Source organism: Neisseria sp. KEM232 (assembly GCF_002237445.1).
Taxonomy (GTDB): domain Bacteria; phylum Pseudomonadota; class Gammaproteobacteria; order Burkholderiales; family Neisseriaceae; genus Neisseria.
Genome location: NZ_CP022527.1, coordinates 2103031 through 2121672, shown reverse-complemented (window position 1 = coordinate 2121672; position 18642 = coordinate 2103031). Strand labels below are relative to the sequence as shown.

Genomic DNA, 18642 nt, shown 5'->3' with positions numbered 1-18642 from the left:
AAAACCGAAAACGATCTTTCAGACGGCCTTTATTCGGGGTCGTCGGTAAAGGCGTTTGCCCGAAATATCGGGATAAAGCAATACAGATAGAGCGCAAACGCGGCGGCAACGAGCGCGGCGGGTACAGTTATTAAAAACAGCGGATGCCAAGCCGACAACACGGCGCGGCAGAGGGCGGCGGCAAACAGGCAGGAGAAGGCGGCGCGGGCGGGCTTGGGGTAATTCAGCCCGACAAAGCCGCTGTGGCGCAGGCCGGCGGTGAGAAAAACCAGCATGATGGCGCCGAGCATCGCGCCGAGGGTAATCAGGTGCAGCGGCGCGCCCTGCGGATTGCCAAGCAGCGTGTTTGCGCCCAGCCAGAGATAGCCTGCGGCGGCGGATAGCTGGATAAGGTAGTAAAACGCGATGTAGTGGCGGCGCAGCAACTCCCAATGGTGCAGATCGCGCAGCTTGGCCAGAATCACAAAGCCGACAGCAAGTGCGCCGAATCCCGCCGCTTCGGCAGGCAGGCGCAGCTCGGCGGCGGCGTAGAGCAACAAAAACAGGATGGCCATGTTTTTGTAAACGAAATTGGGGATGAACACCGGGTCTTTCAGACGGCATGATTTGAGCGCCTCCGCGCCCAGAACCACGCTGACGCGGAAGGAAACCAGCATCACGGCGGCGATGTTGAGATGAATCAGGCTGCGTAAAAGGCGCAAGTTGCCGCTTGATGCATAGGCCGTCTGAACGAGGGCAAACAGCAGAAGCAGCAGCAGGATGGCGAAATTGTCGGTATTGCGGCCGCGCCATACGCAATATGTGCAAAACGCAAGCAGCAGCCACCAGCACGCGGCCACGGCAAACGCGGCGGCCTGCGGCCAAAACGGCAGCGCGAGGGCGGCGAAAACCGGCGGCGCAAAAAGCGCGAAGCCGATGTTTTTCAGACGGCCTGTGTAGCCCGTCCAGTCCGGCACGGCGGTTAATAAAAATCCGCTATACGCCGCCGCAGGCAGCAGCTGCAAAAACACCAAGCGGTGAAACAATACCGCGTCGGCACGCAGGAAAAACGAGGCCGCGCCGAACACGGCCGCCGCTGCTGCCGCCGTGAAAAACGGGCGCATCGGGTGGGTGAAAAACAGGTTGCGGGTGTTCAAGTTAAAACCTTTGCTGGTATGGCCGATCAGGTGTTTTATAGCAAGTCCACACAAAAACCTGCGGCTTGCTGCCTTGTATCTTTTTTATTTTGACTCACTATAACAATGATATTTGACGAATGGTAAAAACCGATAGGACGATACCCGATATTTTGTTTTCAGGCTGCCTTTAGGGGCTGTTTGCAATTGGTTTGTAAACAGCCCCTAGAAAAAAACAGAGGCCGTCTGAACGGCGGCGGGCGGAATGACGGGGCTACTCATAGTAGCGGACGCCGCCAAATTCCCTTGCCACGGCGGCTTCTTCGTAGGCCGAATCGCGCGAAGACAGCGGCTCGGGCAGGAAAATGGTTTTTTCCACGCCCATGCCTTTGGGCGCGAGCAGCATGATTTCGCGGCTCAGGCGGGCGGCCTCGAAGCGGTCGTGCGTAACCAGTAAACACGCCCAGCCTTCGCGCTCGATTTTTTCCACCAGCATCGCCGCCAACACCTCGCGCAAATCGCGGTCGAGGCCGACAAAAGGCTCGTCCAGCAAGGCCAAATCGCAGCCGCACAGCATCAGCCGCAAAAACGCCACCCGCTTGGCCATTCCGCCCGACAATTCGGACGGATATTTGTTCAAATCGCCTGCCGTGAGGCCGACTTTTTCCGCCAGCACAAGCACGGCTGCTTCGTCGGCGCGCTCCATAAACACGGCGATATTCTGCATCGCGGTGAGGTTGTCGAGCAGGCGGTTTTCCTGAAACAGAAAGCCCGTTTTGCGGAAAGTGTTGTTCAGACGGCCTGATTTGGGCGTTTCCAAACCCGCCGCCAGCCGCAACACCGTCGTCTTGCCGCAGCCGCTGGGGCCGAACAGCGTTTTCACTTCGCCCGCGTCCAGCGTCAGCGAAAAATCGCGCACCACTACATCGCGCAGGATTTCAAAACGCAGGTTTTCCAACACCAGCATCATCGTCTCCACGGCATAAACAAAATTTCCAAAGGCTTGACAAACAGGTACTCAAACAGCGACACAAAGGCAATCACCAAGACCACATAAGCCATCACGCTTGAGGTTTCCAGCATTGCCCGCGCATCGGCAATCCGCGCCCCGATGCCCTCGCTTGCGCCCAACAGCTCGGCCATAATCACCACTTTCACGCCCATCGCCACCGCCACGCTGATGCTGGAGAGCAGATAGCCCGTAAGGTGCGGCACATACAAATAGCGGATTTTTTTCAGACGGCCTAAGCGGTAAGCGTCGAACAGTTCTTCGTTTTTCTTATCCACGCTCGCCATGCCCGCCGCCGCACCGGCAAAGGTAAGCGGCGCCACCAAAATAATCACGGTAAACAGCACGCTCGGATTGCCGAAGCCAAACCAAAACAAGGCCATCACCACCCAGATAATCGGCGGCATCGCCAGCAACACCGTAATCAGCGGTTTGAGCAGCGCCATCGCCGTTTTAAACCGCCCCGCCAGCAAACCGGCCGACACGCCCGCCACTAGCGCGATGCCAATGCCCGCCGACGCGCGCCACAGCGACACACCCAATTCGGCCGCCTGAAATTGTTTTAACAATTCAAATGATTGCGCAAACACGGCCGAAGGCGCGGGCAGCATAAATTCGCCAAACACCGCGCTGCCCCACGCCCACAAGGCCACCGCCGCCATTGCCACGCCCAAGCCGGCAAAGCCGCTCCAAAGATAGTCGGCAATGTAAAACAACACGGGCTGGGGCTTGCGGATTTTGTCGGTTTTAATCATGGCTTTTGCGGTTTGCGGCTTTCAGACGGCCTCGAAGGCGGAAGGCCGTCTGAAAAGATGGGTTTGGGATTGTGTCAGGCGGGTATTGTAAATACCACTTTACACTACCGCCCGCAAGGGTTTCAGACGGCCTTTTGGTTTCAGACGGCCTGAAAAAATGCGTGGGAAGTGTTGCTTCCCACGCATTTTTTCATTGTCTGCTACCCTCCAAAATCGTCGAGCAGGATGTTTTCGTCTTCCACGCCCAAATCTTTGAGCATTTTGATGACGGCCTGGTTCATTACGGGCGGGCCGCACATGTAGAACTCGCAGTCTTCGGGGGCTTCGTGGTTTTTGAGGTAGTTTTCGTATAACACGTTGTGGATGAAGCCGGTGTAGCCGTCCCAGTTGTCTTCGGGCAGGGGGTCGGACAGGGCGACGTGCCATTGGAAGTTGTCGTTTTCGGCTTGCAGGCCGTCGAAGTCTTCGACATAGAACATTTCGCGTTTGGAGCGCGCGCCGTACCAGAACGAGATTTTGCGTTTGGATTTAAGACGTTTGAGCTGGTCGAAGATGTGGGAGCGCATGGGTGCCATGCCTGCGCCGCCGCCGATGAAGACCATTTCGGCATCGGTATCTTTGGCGAAAAATTCGCCGAAGGGGCCGGAGATGGTTACTTTGTCGCCGGGTTTGAGCGACCAGATGTAGGACGACATTTGGCCGGGAGGGACATCAGGCATACGCGGCGGCGGAGTGGCGATACGCACGTTGAGCATGATGATGCCTTTTTCTTCGGGGTAGGAGGCCATGGAATAGGCGCGCAGGATGGGTTCGTCAACTTTGGAGACGTAACGCCAGAGGTCGTGTTTGTCCCAGTCTTCGTGGTATTCCTCGGGGATGTCGAAGTCTTTGTAGTACACGGTGTGCGGCGGGGCGTCGATTTGGATGTAGCCGCCGGCACGGAAGGGGACTTCTTCGCCTTCGGGAATGGCGAGTTTGAGTTCTTTGATGAAGGTGGCTTTGTTGTCGTTGGAGATGACGGTGCATTCCCATTTTTTGACGCCGAACACTTCTTCGGGTACTTCGATGTCCATGTCGTTTTTGACGTTGACCTGACAAGACAAACGGCAGCCTTCGCGTGCTTCGCGTTTGCTGATGTGGGACAACTCGGTCGGCAGAATGTCGCCGCCACCGCTTTTCACGACAACGCGGCATTGTCCGCACGAACCACCACCACCGCAGGCGGAGGGAACGAAGATGCCTTGGCTGGCAAGCGCGCCCAACAGTTTGCCACCGGCGGGCATAGTCAGCTCTTTTTCATCATTGACTTTGATGGTGATGTCGCCTTCGCTCACCAGCTTGGATTTGGCAAACAGAATCATCAGTGCCAAAGCCAAGACGATGACGGTAAACATCACGATACCTAAAATAATTTCCATGCCGAATCCTTTCTTATAACTGGATGCCGGAGAACGACATAAACGCCATCGCCATCAGGCCGGCGGAGATGAAGGTGATGCCCAGTCCTTTAAGACCTTTGGGAGCGTCCGAATATTTCATTTTTTCGGTAATGCCCGCCAAAGCGACAATTGCCAACATCCAGCCCAAGCCCGCGCCGAAGCCGTACACGACGGATTCGCCGAAGTTGTATTCGCGTTGCGCCATAAACGAAACGGCGCCGAAAATCGCGCAGTTTACGGTAATCAGCGGCAGGTAAATACCCAGTGCGTTGTAGAGGGCGGGGAAGAATTTGTCCAAGAACATTTCCAAAATCTGCACCAAAGCCGCAATCACGCCGATGAAGGTGATGAATTTCAAGAAGGTCAAATCCACGCCTTCGACAATCGCGCCGTCTTTGAGCAGCGAGTAAACGAGTTGGTTGGCAGGGACAGACAGACCGAGTACGAAGGTAACGGCAACGCCCAAGCCGAATGCGGTGGATACTTTTTTCGATACCGCCAAGAAAGTACACATGCCCAAGAAGAAGGACAGCGCCATGTTTTCAATGAAGACGGATTTCACAAAAAGGCTTAAATAGTGTTCCATGTCTTATTTCTCCGCCTGTTCGGGTTTCCATGTGCGCAAACCCCAAATCAAAAAGCCGATGATGAAGAACGCGCTCGGTGCCAGCAGAAAGAGGCCGTTGGTTTGATACCAGCCGCCGTCCTGTACGGTTTGGAAAATGGTGTACCCAAAGAGTTTGCCCGAACCGATCAATTCACGGATGCTGGCGATGATAATCAGCAACATACCGTAACCCGCGCCCTGACCAATACCGTCCACTAAGCTTTCCAGCGGCGGCTCTTTCATGGCGAAGGCTTCGGCACGACCCATCACGATACAGTTGGTAATAATCAGACCGACGAATACGGAAAGCTGTTTGGACAATTCATAGGCATAGGCCTGCAACAATTGGTCAACCAGCGTAACCAGCGATGCAACAATCGCCATCTGCACGATGATGCGGATGCTGTTTGGAATGTAGTTGCGCACCAGCGAGATGAAGAAGCTGGAAAAACCGGTTACCAAACTGACGGAAATACCCATCACGATGGCCGTCTGAAGTTTGGTGGTAACCGCCAGCGCCGAACAAATACCCAAAACCTGCAAGGCAATCGGGTTGTTGTCGATAAAGGGTGAAAACATTAAATGTTTCAAGCGTTTCATATCAGCCATTATTGTGCTCCTGCTGATTTCAATTTATTCAGGTAGGGGATATAGCCGTTTTCGCCGAACCAGTAGTCGAACGAGCCTTGTACTCCTTTGGAAGTCAGCGATGCGCCGGAGAGTGCATCTACGCCGTGTTCTTTATCCGAACCTGCGCCTTTGCCGACGTGCAGGGCAAGTTTGCCTTGTTCGTCAAAGAGTTTTTTGCCGACGAATTTCTGTTGCCACAACGGATTGCCGATTTCGCCGCCCAAGCCCGGAGTCTCGCCTTGGTCGTAGTAGGTGATGCCGTTGATGGTGTTGCCGTCAGGTTGGATGGCGACGAAGCCGTACATGACTGACCACAAACCGTTGCCGTGCATAGGCAGGATGATTTGGCTGACTTTGCCGTCATCGCCTTTTACCAAATAAACTTCGGTGTATTTGGCGCGGCTTTTGATGCCTGCCAAATCGTCTTCGGGTTTGATTTGGATGCTTTGCGCGGGGTCTTTGGCGGCAACGCGCGCGCTAAAGTCTTTCGGCGCGTCTTTCACATATTCGCCGGTCGCCAAATCGACCACGCGTTGTTCGATGCGGTCGGCAAAGGTTTTGCTGATGTCGGTATTTTTATCGAGCAAACCAGCAACGCTCAGGATGTAGCTTTGCTTGTCCTGAACCTTTTGTTTTTCCTGCACCGGTTTCAAGCCGACAACCGCGCCCGCCACGATGACCGAGCAAATCAGGCTGACCGCCAACACCACAATCAGCGTGCCGCTGAAGCTGTCTTTATCGAATTTCTTAGCCATTGCTGCGCGCCTTTCTGCGTTTGATGTTCGCTTGTGCGACGAAATAGTCGAAAATCGGGGCAAACAGGTTGGCAAACAGAATCGCCAACATCATGCCTTCGGGGTAAGCCGGATTGACCACGCGGATTAACACGCACATCACGCCGATTAGCGCGCCGTACCACCATTTGCCGACATTGGTAAAGGAAGCGGACACGGGGTCGGTAGCCATAAACAGCATACCGATGGCGAAGCCGCCGACGACCAGATGCCAGTACCAAGGCATGCTGAACATCGGATTGGTGTCCGAACCGATAACGTTAAACAGCGAAGACATGGCAATCATACCGATCATCACACCGGCAATAATGCGCCAAGAAGCGATGCGGGCAAACACGATAAACGCGCCGCCGATTAAAAGCGCCAAAGTGGATACTTCGCCGATAGAACCGGGCAAGTTACCGATAAACGCATCCATCCAAGTGATGGGTTGATTGGTAACGGCATTTTTCAGGCCTTCTGAACCATTTGCCGCCCATTGCGCCAGCGCAGTTGCGCCGGAATAGCCGTCAACCGCTGTCCAAACGGTGTCGCCGGTAATATTGGCGGGATAAGCGAAGAACAAGAAGGCACGGCCTGCCAGCGCGGGGTTCATAAAGTTTTTACCCGTACCGCCGAATACCTCTTTCGCAACCACCACGCCGAAGGTAATACCCAAGGCGGCCTGCCACAGCGGCAGCGTAGGCGGAACAATTAAGGCGAACAAAATCGAAGTAACGAAGAAACCTTCGTTGATTTCGTGTTTACGCACGGTGGCGAACAAAACTTCCCAGAAACCGCCGACGGCAAATACGGTCGCATAAATCGGCAGGAAGTAAATCGCGCCGAACAGCATTTTGCCCAACACGCCCGCTTCAGACGACATATTGATGTCCAAAGCGTTGGCAAGGGCGTAATGCCAGTCATCGGCGATGCTTTGTTGCAGCAAATCAGGCGTCAGCGCGCCGAATGCCTGCGCGCCGACGTTGTACATACCGAAGAACATGGCGGGGAACAAAGCCAGCCACACCAAAATCATCATGCGTTTGGAGTCGAGCGCGTCGCGGACGTGTGCCGCTTTGCGCGTTACCGCACCCGATGTGTAGAAAATCGTGGCAACGGCTTCATAAAGCGCGTACCAGCGTTCGTGTTTGCCCCCGGGAAGAAACTGGGGTTCGATTTTTTCCAAAAAATGTTTCAAGCCCATGTTCAGCCTTCCTTCTCGATGGTTTCCAGCACCTTACGCAGCAACGCGCCGTATTCGTATTTGCCCGGGCACACGAAGCTGCACAAAGCCAAATCTTCTTCGTCAAGCTCCAGGCAGCCCAAAGCCTGCGCGCTGTCGCTGTCGCCGACAATCAAATCGCGCAGCAGCAGCGTGGGCAGAATGTCGAGCGGCATCACGCGCTCGTAAGTGCCGATGGGCACCATCGCGCGGTCGCCGCCGTTTTGCGCGGTGTCGAATTTGAACAGCTTGCTTTTCAGGAAATGGCCGAGCGTGGTGCGCGTGATGGAATATTTGTCGGGTTGCGGCGCAATCCAGCCCATAAATTCCTTGTTGCGTCCCTCTTCGATAACCGAAATCTGGTTGTGGTAGCGGCCGAGATAATCGTGTGCGCCGGCCGCAACCGCGCCGTTTAACACCGAGCCGGAAATCACACGGTTGTCGCCCTCTTCCAGCTCGCCCGCGCACAATTCGGACACTTTCGCGCCCAAGAGCGTGCGGAGCAAACGCGGTTTCTTCACCTGCGAGCCGCCCAAAGCCACCACACGGCTGTTGTTCAGACGGCCCGTGGCAAACAGCTGACCAATGGCAATCACGTCTTGATAACCGATGGTCCACACGGTTTTATTCAGGCCGACCGGGTCGATAAAGTGAATGTGCGTACCGCTCAAGCCCGCCGGATGGGGGCCGGAAAATTCGTGCACGGCGATATTGGCCGCGTTTTCAGACGGCACATCCGCGCCTGCCGCCTTGCACACATTCACCGTGCGCTCGGTAAGGCGGCTCAACACCAGCAGGCCGCGTTTGAAATCTTCGGCGTGCTCTTTGATGATAACGACGGGATCGGCCGCGAGCGGATTGGTATCCATCGCGTTGACGAAAATCGAAGCCGGAGCGGCATCAACAGCGGGAATTTTGCTGAACGGGCGGGTACGGAAAGCCGTCCACAAGCCCGACTGAATCAGATTGCGGCGCACCGCGTCGCCATCGAGCTTGGCCAGCTCTTCGGGCGCATAGCGGTCGAACTCGATTTCGCCGTCGCCCTCAAGCCGGATAACCACCGACTGAAACACGCGCTTTTCGCCACGGTTGATAGCGGACACCACGCCCGCCGCCGGCGCGGTGAACACCACACCCGGATTTTTCTTGTCTTCAAACAATACTTGGCCTTTTTTGACGGCATCGCCCTCTTTGACTTTCATCGAGGGGCGCATACCGGCATATTCTTCGCCAAGCAACGCGATTTCGGTAATGGCAGCACCGTCAAAGACGGTTTGTTCCGGCCTGCCCGCAATGGGCAGATCCAAGCCTTTTTTGATTCTGATCATAGGTCTGCATTACTTTTGGTAGGTTTAAAAAATACAGCAGCCGCCGACTATTCGGGTTGGCGGCATTCTTATGGCTTTGTTTTTCCGCCTGAAAACAGACGTAATGTAAAGATTGTTTACAATATAAGCCCGCCGATTTTACAGGAAGCGCCTTTTTTTTGCCATAGCGCTGCTGCTTTTTACAGCAGATTCCATGAAGAGGCCGTCTGAAAACGGCTGCGCGGCGGCGGCGGGTTTTCAGACGGCCTCTTGGCTCGGAAGCGTTCAGCGCCCGTCGAAAAACTTCTTGTAATACCGATCGATACGGCCGATGGTAACGGCGTCGGTCGGGGTCAGGATGCGCTGCTGCAAAGTCAGGCGTATCAGTTCTTCGTCTTCTTTTTCGGCTTCGGCGCAGTCGGCCGACTGGTTTTTGCGCAGATAATCGATCATCTCGGCAAGCTGGCGTTTCGCCTGTTCGAAATCGGACATGGTTTTCCCTTTTTTCTTTTCTTACGGATAAACAAATCTTACAGATAAACAAACGGCGGGTATGAAACCCGCCATAGCGTTTGAAACCGGACAAACCGGCCAATCGGATACTGATGCTCAGGCTGCCTGGATATTGGCGGCTTGCAGGCCTTTGGGACCGCTGGTTACATCAAAGGAAACTTTCTGACCCTCTTTCAGGGTTTTGAAGCCTTCCATATTGATGGCGGAGAAATGTGCGAACAGATCGTCGCCGCCTTCGTCGGGGGTGATGAAACCAAAACCTTTTGCATCGTTAAACCATTTAACAGTACCGGTTGCCATAAATTACTACTTTCTATATTGAAAAATTGATAAAACCAAGCCGGACGGGGTATTACCGTAAGACGCATTTTCCGTTTTAGAGTAATTGTCCGAGTCGGGCTTAACCGTCTTTTTACCTATGTTAAGCAATGTAGTCAAGCAATAAACGGGGAAAATCGTTTTTTCCCGGCAAAAAACGCAAAAAACAACAGTTATCGAATAAAACTGCCTGAAATTCAGGCAGTTTCCCGTATCGCTGCGTAAAGAGGCCGTCTGAAACGGGCATTGCCGCCCGTGCAGACGGCCTTGCGTTTTTCAGACGGCCTTTTCCCGCTCAATTTCCACGCCGACTTCGTGCACGTCGGGCAGGATGCCGGGCTTGACCAGCCGCACCCTCACCCACACGGCGGGAAAGTCGGAGAGCACCAGATCGGTGATGTGTTCCGCCAGCGTTTCGATCAGGAAAAACTGCTGCCCGTGCAGGCTTTCGCGCACCGCTTCGCACACTTCGCCGTAGTGCACTGTGTCGGCGATGTCGTCGCTGCCGCCGCGCGGGGGCAGGCCGATGTCGAGATCGATAACGAGCGTTTGCGGCTGCCTGCGCTCCCAGTCGTACACGCCGATCAGGGTATCGGCCTTCATGCCGCGGAGGAAGATTTTGTCCATTTTGCCGCACTCCGTTTTCGGATAGAATGCCGCGGATTTTAAAACAATACGGACAAACCATGTTTGATTTCTTGGTTGTGGCGGCGGCTTATCTGATCGGCTCGCTGTCGTTTGCGGTGATTGTGTCGAAGCTCTCGGGCATGGACGATCCGCGCACCTACGGCTCGGGCAATCCGGGCGCGACCAACGTTTTGCGCAGCGGCAGGAAAAAGGCCGCCGCGCTCACTTTATTGGGCGACGCGCTCAAAGGCACGGCGGCGGTGCTGCTGGCCAAGGCGCTGTGGGTGCCGCTCGCGCTGTCCACGCCGACCATCGCGCTCTCGGCTCTGGCAGCGCTGATCGGCCATATGTGGCCGCTGTTTTTCGGCTTTAAGGGTGGCAAAGGCGTGGCAACGGCGCTGGGCGTGCTGCTGGCGCTGTCGTGGCCGACGGCTTTGGTGTGCGCGGCGGTGTGGCTGGTTGTGGCCTTCGGCTTCCGCGTCTCCTCGCTGGCGGCGCTGGCGGCCACGCTGTTCAGCCCGGTGGCGGCCTTGCTGTTCATGCCTTATCCGTCGTGGACGGCGGCAACCGCCGCCATTGCCGTTTTGGTGCTCTGGCGCCACAAAAGCAATATCCGAAACCTGCTGGCGGGCAGGGAAGGGAAAATCGGCGAAAAGGCGCAATAAAAAGCCCCGCCGCTTTCAGACGGCCCTTTGCAGCACAGGCCGTCTGAAAGCTTTTCATATATTAGGAATCCGCCTGCCCGCAAACGTGCGGCGGAACGGGTTTTAGGGAAACCAAAATGAACAGACGTTTTTCAGACGGCCTCAAAGCCCCGCTGCTGCTGGCCGCGCTGCTCGCCCTTTCGGCCTGCGCCAAATTCCAATACCGCCCAGTCGAAACCATCGGCCGTATCGACCGCAACAGCGGCTACCGGCTGGAAACCGCCTATCAGAAAACCATTGCCGGCGACGACATGTTGGTGGTGCTGATGTTTTCCGGCGGCGGCACGCGCGCGGCGGCGCTGGGCTACGGCGTGCTCGAAGAGCTGGACAAACAGGAAATCTACGGCAGCGGCAAACGGCAGACCATGCTCGAAGCCGTCGACGTCGTTTACGGCGTCTCCGGCGGCTCGGTATTGGCGGCCTATTTCTCGCTGCACGGCAAGGACACCGTGCCCGCCTTCGAGCGCCGCTTCCTGAAACAGAACTTCCAGCGCCAGGTTTCCAAACAATTTTTCTCCTTCGCCAACCTGCCGCGCCTCACCTCGCCGGAATTCGGGCGCGGCGACCTGTTGCAGGAACAGTTTGAAAGCACCCTGTTCAAAAACACCACCTTCGGCGATTTGGCCGCGCGGCGCAAAGGCCCGTTCGCCGTCATCACCGCCACCGACATGTCGGTGGGCAACCGCTTCGAATTCACGCAGGAATATTTCGACGCGATGTGCCTCAACCTCTCCGACCTGCCGGTCGCCCGCGCCGTTGCCGCATCCAGCGCCGTGCCCCTCGTCTTCTCCCCGCTCACCCTCAACAACAACGGCGGCAACTGCGGCTACCGCCTGCCCGAACGCGTTATCGAAGCCGTCAGCGGCGAAGGCGGTGAAGACAAACTGCAACAGAAAACCCGCCTCGAAATGCTGGTGCAGAACGTCGTCACCTACCAAGACAGCAAAAAACGCCCCTACATCCACCTGCTCGACGGCGGCCTCACCGACAACCTCGGCCTGCGCAGCCTTTTAGACATCAACGAACTCTACGGCAACACCCTCTATTCCCTCATCGGCAGCCGCCGCCTGAACAAAATCGTCATCATCAACGTCAACGCGCAAAACGACCCCGCCAACGAAATCGACGCCTCCGCCAACGTGCCCGGCCTGCGCGCCGTCACCCAGGCCATCGTCGACATCCCCATCGACCGCTACTCGCAGGAAACCCTGCGCCGCTTCCGCGCCTTCGTCGACCAATGGAACGCCGACGTCAAAAGCGGCAAAAACACCGGCAAATCGGTGGACATGTATTTCGTCAGCCTCAACCTGCGCGACCTGCCCGACTCCGCGCTGCGCCGCAACGTCCTCAACATTCCCACCAGCTTCTACCTGCCCGCCCACGACGTGAACAACCTCAAAGAAGCCGGCCGCGCCCTGCTCGCCCACTCGCAGGAATACCGCCACCTGCTGCAAGACCTCGCCCTGCCCGCCCCCGCCGCCGAACCGATTCCCGAACCGCAGGTTCAAAGCAAAGACAAAACGAAAGAAGCGGCCGCAAACGCCGCCCCGCCCGAACAAAGCGCCTCAGCCGCACAGGCGCAGTGAGGTCGCACCATCATATGAAGGACAGGCCGTCTGAAAGCAAATCCGCCCCGCCGACGCCATATCCGCGTTTATGCCCCACAGGAGCGCAGACAAAAACGGTATCTCCCGTTATCAGGCCGTCTGAAAACGAAGCCCAACGAAGTTACCCCCCCGCCGCACAAACCGAAACCGCCCATGAACCATCCCGAAATCTTCATCCTCGTCGTCATCGTTCTCCAACTTTTCACCTTCGGGCTGGGGCGTTCGCTGCAATGGCTGCTCGCCCCGTTTCTGGCGCGGCGCGGCCGCATTTGGCTGATGGTGCTGGCCTTTTTCGTTTCAGACGGCCTCCTTGCCGGCCTTCTGCTGCAACTGGGTCATTTCATCTTCCGAGCCATGGCATTCTGGATGGTGCTGCTGCTTTTCGTGATGTATGCCGCCCTCGCCACCTTCCTGCTCCATTTGCTGCTGCGCCGCCTGCTGCCCGAAGCCCGCCTTGCCCGCGCCCTGCGCCTGTTCGCACCGCTGGCCGTCCTCGCCCTGTTCGCCTTCGGCCTCTACAACGCCTACACCCCCGTCGTCCGCCATCAAAAAATCGTTATCAACAAAAAACTCGCCAAACCGCTGCGTATCGGCATGGCCAGCGACACCCACCTGGGCATCCTCTTCGGCGGCCGCCAGCTCGACCGCCTCGCCGACATCATGAACAAGGAAAAGCCCGACCTCATCCTGCTGCCGGGCGATCTGATGGACGACAACGTACAAGCCTACCGCCGCGAAAATATGCGCCCGCACCTGGCCAAACTCGCTGCCCCGCTCGGCGTCTACGCCACCCTCGGCAACCACGACTTCCTCGGCGACGAGCGCGAAGTGTACGAAGAACTGGAAAAAGCGGGCATCCAAGTGTTGGCCAACCGCGCCGTCGAGAAAAACAGCCTCTTAATCGTCGGCCGCAACGACGACCTCGACAAACGCCGCCCAAGCACCCGCAAACTGTTGTCCGGCCAAAATACCGCCCTGCCCGTCATCCTCCTCGACCACCGCCCGACGCAAATCGAAGAACACAGCCGCCTGCCGGTAGACATCCAAGTGTCCGGCCACGTCCACAACGGCCAAATCGCCCCCGCCAACCTCATCGTCCGCACCCTCTACCGCCTGCACTACGGCTACGAAAAAATCGGCAACGGCCACTTTTTCGTCACATCGGGTTACGGCTTCTGGGGCATCCCCCTGCGGCTGGGTTCGCAGTCGGAAGTATGGATTATCGACGTGGAAGGGCGGCAATAGGGCGTGTTAACAATCAACATTTTGGCGGCTTTTCCGTCCTAAAACGGCATCTGCCGCGTTGAAAATACTCTCCTATGGACGCATAGGCTCACATTTTCTCCTTGCATCTGCCGTTTTATGCCGCAAAATCCGCTGCAAAAGTTAAATGTCAACACGCCCTGCCGTCCAAACATACTTTCAGACGGCCTCCCCGCAAACCGCCATGAACATCCGCAAAGCCCTGTCCAAAACCGCCGCCGTCCTTGCCGCCTATTTCGCCGCCGCCTGGATACTCTCCTCCCTTGTCTGCCGCGAAAACGAAAGCGGCGGCGAAGTCACCCTCTACCTGCACAGCAACGGCGCGCACGCCGACATCGTCATGCCGCTCACCGACCCCGCCTTCGACTGGCGCACCGCCGCACCGCCCGAACACACCACGGGCGGCAAAAACGGCGCCGCCTACCGCCACATCGCCCTCGGCTGGGGCGAGCGCAATTTCTACCTCAACACCCCGCGCTGGCGCGACCTCACCGCCGCCACCGCCCTCCGCGCCCTCAGCGGCGCCAACCAAACCCTGATCCACACCGTCTACTACACCGCGCCGCCCGCCGAAGGAGAACACACCGTCCGCTTCACCGTCTCCCGCCGCCAATACCGCCGCCTCGCCGAAAACCTCGCCGCACACTTCAAACGGCAAAACGGCCGAACCCTGCCCGTCGCCGCCGCACACTACACCGCCGACGACGCCTTCTACGAAGCCGAAGGCCGCTACCACCTCTTCAATACCTGCAACAGCTGGCTCAACCGCCGCCTCGCCGAAAGCGGCCTGCGCTCCGTCGTCTGGACACCCTTCGCCGCCCCGCTGCTCGATGCCTACCGCCAACCCTAAGGCCGTCTGAAAAACCACCCACCCCGTCATTCCCGCGTTTATGCCCCGCAGGGGTACAGGCGGGAATCTTTGCCCCGCTGCGGCAGCCCGTATTTGCGGCGGACGGTTCGGCTGACGCAAGCCCCGTCGGCACAAGCTTTCAGACAGCCTCCAAGCCCAAGCACTGCGCGGGCAAAAGGCCGTCTGAAAAAAACAGCAGGAAAGGCCGTCTGAAACCCCCGTTATTCCCGCGTTTATGCCCCGAAGGGGTACAGGCGGGAACGGCCTCTTTGGGCTACAATGCCGCCTTTTTCCGCCTTCCACCCGCCATGCACTACATCCTGCTTGCCCTGTTTGCCGCCGCCGCGCTGATACTCGGCGCCAAAGCCCATTACCGCTGGACACGTTTTTTCGCCGCCTCCCAGTTTGTTTTCCTGTTTGGCGCGATGTTTGCCGCCAGCGGCCAATGGCAGCGCGGCTTGAACTTTGCGTCTGTATTGTTTGTCGTATTTGTCCTGTTTCACCGCCTGAAAATCCACTATTACAAACAGCCGCTGCTGGTGTCCGACCTTTTTCTTGCTTTCGACTGGCGCAACTGGGAAACGCTGGCGCACTACAAAGGCGCGATTGTCGCCGTGGTCGGGCTGCTCGGCATTTTGGGCTACGCGGTTTTCTGCTGGTCGGGCGCGCCCGTTGCAGACGGCCTCTGGCGCGGCTTGGCCGCCGCTGCCGCTATCGTCAGCCTGCTTTTAATGGCGCGTTACACCAAAGACAAACGCGCGGTGCAGGTGTGGCTCGATTCGCTGCCCGACGACGGCCGCGACGTGTTTCTCAACCTGCCGATGTCCTGTCGCGGCGTGTTTTTCAAAACGCCCGAGTTTGACGGCGACGGCAATCGTTTCAAGCAGCTTTTGGAAGCGCAAAGGCCGTCTGAACAACCCGAAAAGCAGCCTGAAAACGCCCAACCCGACATTGTGATTTGTTTGCAGGAATCCACGCTCAACCCTCACCGGTTTGATTTTAAAAGCGAAAACCTGCCGCCGCTGCCCATGTTCGAGCCGCAGGCCGACACCCGTTTTGCCGCGCCGCTGCGCGTGCACACCTTTGGCGGCGGCACATGGAAATCCGAGTTTGCCCTGCTCGCCGGCCTGCCCTCCACCGATTTCGGCGCGCTCGCCAGCGGCGTGTTTTACTCCGTCGTGCCCCACATCCAAAGCGGCCTGATCCGCAACCTCAAAGCCGCAGGCTATTACTGCGTTGCCCTCTCGCCCTTTACCAAAGGCAATTACAACGCCAAAGCCGCCTACGACCATTTCGGTTTCGATTTGATGCTCCAGCCGCAAGAGCTCGGCTACCCCGCGCCTTTGAGCAAAAACCTGTGGCACATCGGCAGCGACGAAATGCTGCAATACGCGCAGATGATTTTGGACAAACGCCATCCCGCGCTGCAAAACATCACCCAGCCGATGCTGGTGTATGTGCTCACCATGAAAGAACACGGCCCCTACCGCGCCGACACGCCCAACCATTACCGCTTGGTTGCAGACGGCCTGCCCGAAAAATCCATCGCCTGCCTGAACGACTACGCCGGCCGCATCGCCGCGCTCAACGACGCCACCGAAGCCTTCAACTCATGGCTGCACACGCGCGGGCGCGATTTCGTGTTTGCCTACTTTGGCGATCATCAGGCCAACTTTGAAACCGCCACCCCGCCCAAGAAAGGCCGTTTCGCCAACCCCGATTACGTGACCCAAGCCGCTATCCGCAGCAGCCTTGACTGCACGCCGCAAGAGCAGCCTGAAATCCTCGATCTCGCCTTTTTCGGCGGCCTGATACTCGAAGCCGCCGGCCTAAGCCCGCAAGACAACTTCATGCGCGCCAACACCGCCATGCGCCGCTTATCCGGCGGCGGCTTGGAAGACTGCGCCGACAAAGGTCTGCTGAACGACTACCGCGACTATCTTTACCGGCATATCAAAATCAGCGGTTAGGCCGTCTGAACAGCAGCAAAAGGCCGTCTGAAAACCTGATTGGGCTTTCAGACGGCCTTTTGGTTCTCTCTAAAGTCTGTTTCATGCAAGCGCCATAGACAAGCCCCCGCCGCCTGTGTACCATCGCCCGCTCTTTTTCAGACGGCCTCAGACAGGACAACCATGCAGACCACCACCGATTTCGACTTGGTTTTATTCGGCGCCACCGGCGATCTGGCGATGCGCAAACTGCTGCCCGCCCTCTTCAATGCCCACGCCGCCGGAGCGCTGCACCCGCAAGGACGCATCATCGGCGTCAGCCGCAGCCGCCTCAGCCGCGACGCATACCTGGACAGAATCCGCGAAGAAAGCAAAATCCCCTTCGGCCAAATCACGCCCGAACAATGGGCATCGTTTGCCGCACGCATCAGCTACCTGCCGCTGGACATCGCCGAGGCACACGACTTTGCCGCGCTCTCCGCGCAAACCGCGCAGAAACCGCACGCGGCCGTCGTCATTTATCTGGCGACCGCGCCCAAATTCTTCACCCAAGCCTGCCGCCATCTGGCACAGGCGGGGCTGAACGGAGAAAACGTCCGCATCGTGCTGGAAAAACCGCTGGGCACCGACCTTGCCTCCTGCCGCCGCATCAATGACGACGTTGCGCAATACTTCTCCGAACGGCAGATCTACCGCATCGACCACTACCTGGGCAAAGAAAGCCTGCAAAACCTCACCGCCCTGCGCTTTGGCAACACCCTGCTCGAACCGTTGTGGAACGGCGAGCATATCGCATCCGTAGAAATCACCGCCGCCGAGCGCCTCGGCGTCGAAGAGCGCGGCGAATCCTACGACACCGTCGGCGCCCTGCGCGACATGGTGCAGAACCACATCATGCAGATGCTCTGCCTCACCGCCATGGAGCGCCCGAAAACCCTGTCCGCCGACGACGTGCGCGACGCCAAGCTGCAACTCATCCGCAGCCTCAAACCCCTCAACCCCGAACGCGACGCCGTGCGCGGCCAATACACCGCCGCCGACGGCTGCAAAGGCTACACCGAAGAACACAAAGTCGCCCCCGACAGCCACACCGAAACCTACGCCGCCCTGCGCTGCCAAATCGACACTCCCCGCTGGGCGGGCGTCCCTTTCTACCTGCGCACCGGCAAACGCCTCGACACCCACACCGCCGAAATCGCCCTCACCTTCAAGCCGCTTTCAGACGGCCTCTTCCCCCCGTTTGCCAACCGCATCGTTATCCAACTGCACCCCGACGAAACCGTCCACCTGCACTTCGCCGTCAAAACCCCCGGCCGCAGCGACAGCCTCTCCCCCGCCGAAGCCGTCCTCCCGCCCGCCGCAAGTGCCGCTCCCCGCCCCGGCGCCTACGAAACCCTGCTGCTGGAAGCCATTGCCGGACGGCAAAACTTCTTCAACCGCCGCGACGAACTCGAAGCCGCCTGGGCATGGCTCGACCCCGTTCTCAAACACTGGGCGCAAGACCCCGCCCCGCCGCACCCCTACCCCGCCGGCAGCCGCGGCCCCGCCGCAGCCGACAGACTCATTGCCGCCGACGGCAGGCAGACGGGAGACTGACGCACTTTCAGACGGCCTCCGCGAAAAGGCCATCCCCGCCTGCATCGTGCGAGGATGACGTTCCTGAAAACGCAGAAAGCCGATACGGCAGGCCGGCAATCTTCTTTTGCGCCGCACCGGTTCGCCACAAAAGGCCGTCTGAAAAGCCTGCAAACTTTTCAGACGGCCTGAAAGTTGATATGGGTAAAAACACAAACCTAAAAACACTACCCTATATATTTTCGGATAGCAAAAAACTGCCGATGATTTTTATATATTAAAGAAAACAACCACAAGACAAACACTCAGCCCCTGTATAAAAAACCGCCTGAAAAGTTTACAAACTTTTCAGGCGGTTTCACTTACTCACATATCA

The 18642-nt window shown here is 57.7% G+C and carries 18 protein-coding genes; 6 read left to right on the top strand and 12 right to left on the bottom strand.

Features of this window, described 5'->3' with window-relative positions; genetic code table 11:
- Positions 1-29: 29 nt before the first annotated feature.
- The 12 genes from CGZ77_RS10560 to folB form a co-directional block, all read right to left on the bottom strand.
- On the bottom strand, positions 30-1136 hold the full coding sequence (locus CGZ77_RS10560; RefSeq protein WP_255351467.1) for an NnrS family protein: 1107 nt from the start codon (positions 1134-1136) through the stop codon (positions 30-32).
- A 253-nt stretch (positions 1137-1389) separates the two neighbouring features.
- Positions 1390-2082, bottom strand: a complete 693-nt coding sequence (locus CGZ77_RS10555) for an ATP-binding cassette domain-containing protein (RefSeq protein WP_198142881.1) — start codon at positions 2080-2082, stop codon at positions 1390-1392.
- Positions 2082-2879 carry an ABC transporter permease gene (locus tag CGZ77_RS10550; RefSeq protein WP_094031170.1) on the bottom strand — a complete coding sequence of 266 codons (798 nt, stop codon included), beginning with the start codon at positions 2877-2879 and terminating at the stop codon, positions 2082-2084. Before CGZ77_RS10550 ends, CGZ77_RS10555 begins: the two co-directional genes overlap by 1 nt.
- A 200-nt stretch (positions 2880-3079) precedes the next feature.
- Positions 3080-4297, bottom strand: coding sequence for an NADH:ubiquinone reductase (Na(+)-transporting) subunit F (nqrF, locus tag CGZ77_RS10545; RefSeq protein ID WP_009425721.1), 1218 nt, complete (start codon positions 4295-4297; stop codon positions 3080-3082).
- 13 nt (positions 4298-4310) lie between these two features.
- Complete coding sequence (nqrE, locus tag CGZ77_RS10540; RefSeq protein WP_003741087.1) at positions 4311-4904, bottom strand: NADH:ubiquinone reductase (Na(+)-transporting) subunit E; 594 nt, start codon at positions 4902-4904, stop codon at positions 4311-4313.
- Between the two features lie 3 nt (positions 4905-4907).
- Positions 4908-5534 (bottom strand): NADH:ubiquinone reductase (Na(+)-transporting) subunit D, encoded by a 627-nt coding sequence (locus CGZ77_RS10535; protein ID WP_003741088.1) that lies wholly within the window; start codon positions 5532-5534, stop codon positions 4908-4910.
- On the bottom strand, positions 5534-6310 hold the full coding sequence (locus CGZ77_RS10530; protein WP_009425722.1) for a Na(+)-translocating NADH-quinone reductase subunit C: 777 nt from the start codon (positions 6308-6310) through the stop codon (positions 5534-5536). The genes CGZ77_RS10535 and CGZ77_RS10530 overlap by 1 nt, the downstream gene beginning before the upstream one ends.
- A complete protein-coding gene (locus CGZ77_RS10525; RefSeq protein ID WP_009425723.1) occupies positions 6303-7535 on the bottom strand; it encodes an NADH:ubiquinone reductase (Na(+)-transporting) subunit B in 1233 nt (410 codons plus the stop codon). The genes CGZ77_RS10530 and CGZ77_RS10525 overlap by 8 nt, the downstream gene beginning before the upstream one ends.
- A 2-nt stretch (positions 7536-7537) precedes the next feature.
- Positions 7538-8881, bottom strand: coding sequence for a Na(+)-translocating NADH-quinone reductase subunit A (locus CGZ77_RS10520; RefSeq protein ID WP_009425724.1), 1344 nt, complete (start codon positions 8879-8881; stop codon positions 7538-7540).
- Between the two features lie 264 nt (positions 8882-9145).
- Positions 9146-9352, bottom strand: coding sequence for a hypothetical protein (locus CGZ77_RS10515; RefSeq protein ID WP_009425726.1), 207 nt, complete (start codon positions 9350-9352; stop codon positions 9146-9148).
- 117 nt (positions 9353-9469) lie between these two features.
- Positions 9470-9673 carry a cold-shock protein gene (locus CGZ77_RS10510; protein WP_003770035.1) on the bottom strand — a complete coding sequence of 68 codons (204 nt, stop codon included), beginning with the start codon at positions 9671-9673 and terminating at the stop codon, positions 9470-9472.
- A gap of 294 nt (positions 9674-9967) precedes the next feature.
- Positions 9968-10318 carry a dihydroneopterin aldolase gene (gene folB / locus CGZ77_RS10505; RefSeq protein WP_009425727.1) on the bottom strand — a complete coding sequence of 117 codons (351 nt, stop codon included), beginning with the start codon at positions 10316-10318 and terminating at the stop codon, positions 9968-9970.
- A 59-nt stretch (positions 10319-10377) separates the two neighbouring features.
- Between folB and plsY the strand changes: the two genes are divergently transcribed.
- From plsY to zwf, 6 genes are all read left to right on the top strand, one after another.
- A complete protein-coding gene (gene plsY, locus CGZ77_RS10500; RefSeq protein WP_036495819.1) occupies positions 10378-10983 on the top strand; it encodes a glycerol-3-phosphate 1-O-acyltransferase PlsY in 606 nt (201 codons plus the stop codon).
- 116 nt (positions 10984-11099) lie between these two features.
- Entirely contained in the window at positions 11100-12608 is a 1509-nt protein-coding gene (locus CGZ77_RS10495; protein ID WP_009425729.1) for a patatin-like phospholipase family protein, read from the top strand.
- A 174-nt stretch (positions 12609-12782) separates the two neighbouring features.
- Entirely contained in the window at positions 12783-13874 is a 1092-nt protein-coding gene (locus tag CGZ77_RS10490) for a metallophosphoesterase (protein WP_009425730.1), read from the top strand.
- A gap of 202 nt (positions 13875-14076) precedes the next feature.
- Complete coding sequence (locus CGZ77_RS10485) at positions 14077-14742, top strand: TIGR02117 family protein (protein ID WP_009425731.1); 666 nt, start codon at positions 14077-14079, stop codon at positions 14740-14742.
- A gap of 308 nt (positions 14743-15050) precedes the next feature.
- Positions 15051-16712, top strand: a complete 1662-nt coding sequence (locus tag CGZ77_RS10480) for an LTA synthase family protein (RefSeq protein WP_094031227.1) — start codon at positions 15051-15053, stop codon at positions 16710-16712.
- 162 nt (positions 16713-16874) lie between these two features.
- Positions 16875-18287, top strand: a complete 1413-nt coding sequence (gene zwf, locus CGZ77_RS10475; RefSeq protein ID WP_009425734.1) for a glucose-6-phosphate dehydrogenase — start codon at positions 16875-16877, stop codon at positions 18285-18287.
- Positions 18288-18642: the final 355 nt, after the last annotated feature.

Excerpts from the sequence above, each read along its gene's own strand:
- nqrE (WP_003741087.1), bottom strand. The coding sequence starts at position 4,904 with ATGGAACACTATTTAAGCCTTTTTGTGAAATCCGTCTTCATTGAAAAC.
- plsY (WP_036495819.1), top strand. The coding sequence starts at position 10,378 with ATGTTTGATTTCTTGGTTGTGGCGGCGGCTTATCTGATCGGCTCGCTG.
- CGZ77_RS10485 (WP_009425731.1), top strand. The coding sequence starts at position 14,077 with ATGAACATCCGCAAAGCCCTGTCCAAAACCGCCGCCGTCCTTGCCGCC.
- CGZ77_RS10525 (WP_009425723.1), bottom strand. The coding sequence starts at position 7,535 with ATGGGCTTGAAACATTTTTTGGAAAAAATCGAACCCCAGTTTCTTCCC.
- CGZ77_RS10495 (WP_009425729.1), top strand. The coding sequence starts at position 11,100 with ATGAACAGACGTTTTTCAGACGGCCTCAAAGCCCCGCTGCTGCTGGCC.
- folB (WP_009425727.1), bottom strand. The coding sequence starts at position 10,318 with ATGGACAAAATCTTCCTCCGCGGCATGAAGGCCGATACCCTGATCGGC.
- CGZ77_RS10535 (WP_003741088.1), bottom strand. The coding sequence starts at position 5,534 with ATGGCTGATATGAAACGCTTGAAACATTTAATGTTTTCACCCTTTATC.
- CGZ77_RS10480 (WP_094031227.1), top strand. The coding sequence starts at position 15,051 with ATGCACTACATCCTGCTTGCCCTGTTTGCCGCCGCCGCGCTGATACTC.
- nqrF (WP_009425721.1), bottom strand. The coding sequence starts at position 4,297 with ATGGAAATTATTTTAGGTATCGTGATGTTTACCGTCATCGTCTTGGCT.
- CGZ77_RS10555 (WP_198142881.1), bottom strand. The coding sequence starts at position 2,082 with ATGCTGGTGTTGGAAAACCTGCGTTTTGAAATCCTGCGCGATGTAGTG.
- CGZ77_RS10515 (WP_009425726.1), bottom strand. The coding sequence starts at position 9,352 with ATGTCCGATTTCGAACAGGCGAAACGCCAGCTTGCCGAGATGATCGAT.
- CGZ77_RS10510 (WP_003770035.1), bottom strand. The coding sequence starts at position 9,673 with ATGGCAACCGGTACTGTTAAATGGTTTAACGATGCAAAAGGTTTTGGT.
- zwf (WP_009425734.1), top strand. The coding sequence starts at position 16,875 with ATGCAGACCACCACCGATTTCGACTTGGTTTTATTCGGCGCCACCGGC.
- CGZ77_RS10530 (WP_009425722.1), bottom strand. The coding sequence starts at position 6,310 with ATGGCTAAGAAATTCGATAAAGACAGCTTCAGCGGCACGCTGATTGTG.
- CGZ77_RS10520 (WP_009425724.1), bottom strand. The coding sequence starts at position 8,881 with ATGATCAGAATCAAAAAAGGCTTGGATCTGCCCATTGCGGGCAGGCCG.
- CGZ77_RS10490 (WP_009425730.1), top strand. The coding sequence starts at position 12,783 with ATGAACCATCCCGAAATCTTCATCCTCGTCGTCATCGTTCTCCAACTT.
- CGZ77_RS10550 (WP_094031170.1), bottom strand. The coding sequence starts at position 2,879 with ATGATTAAAACCGACAAAATCCGCAAGCCCCAGCCCGTGTTGTTTTAC.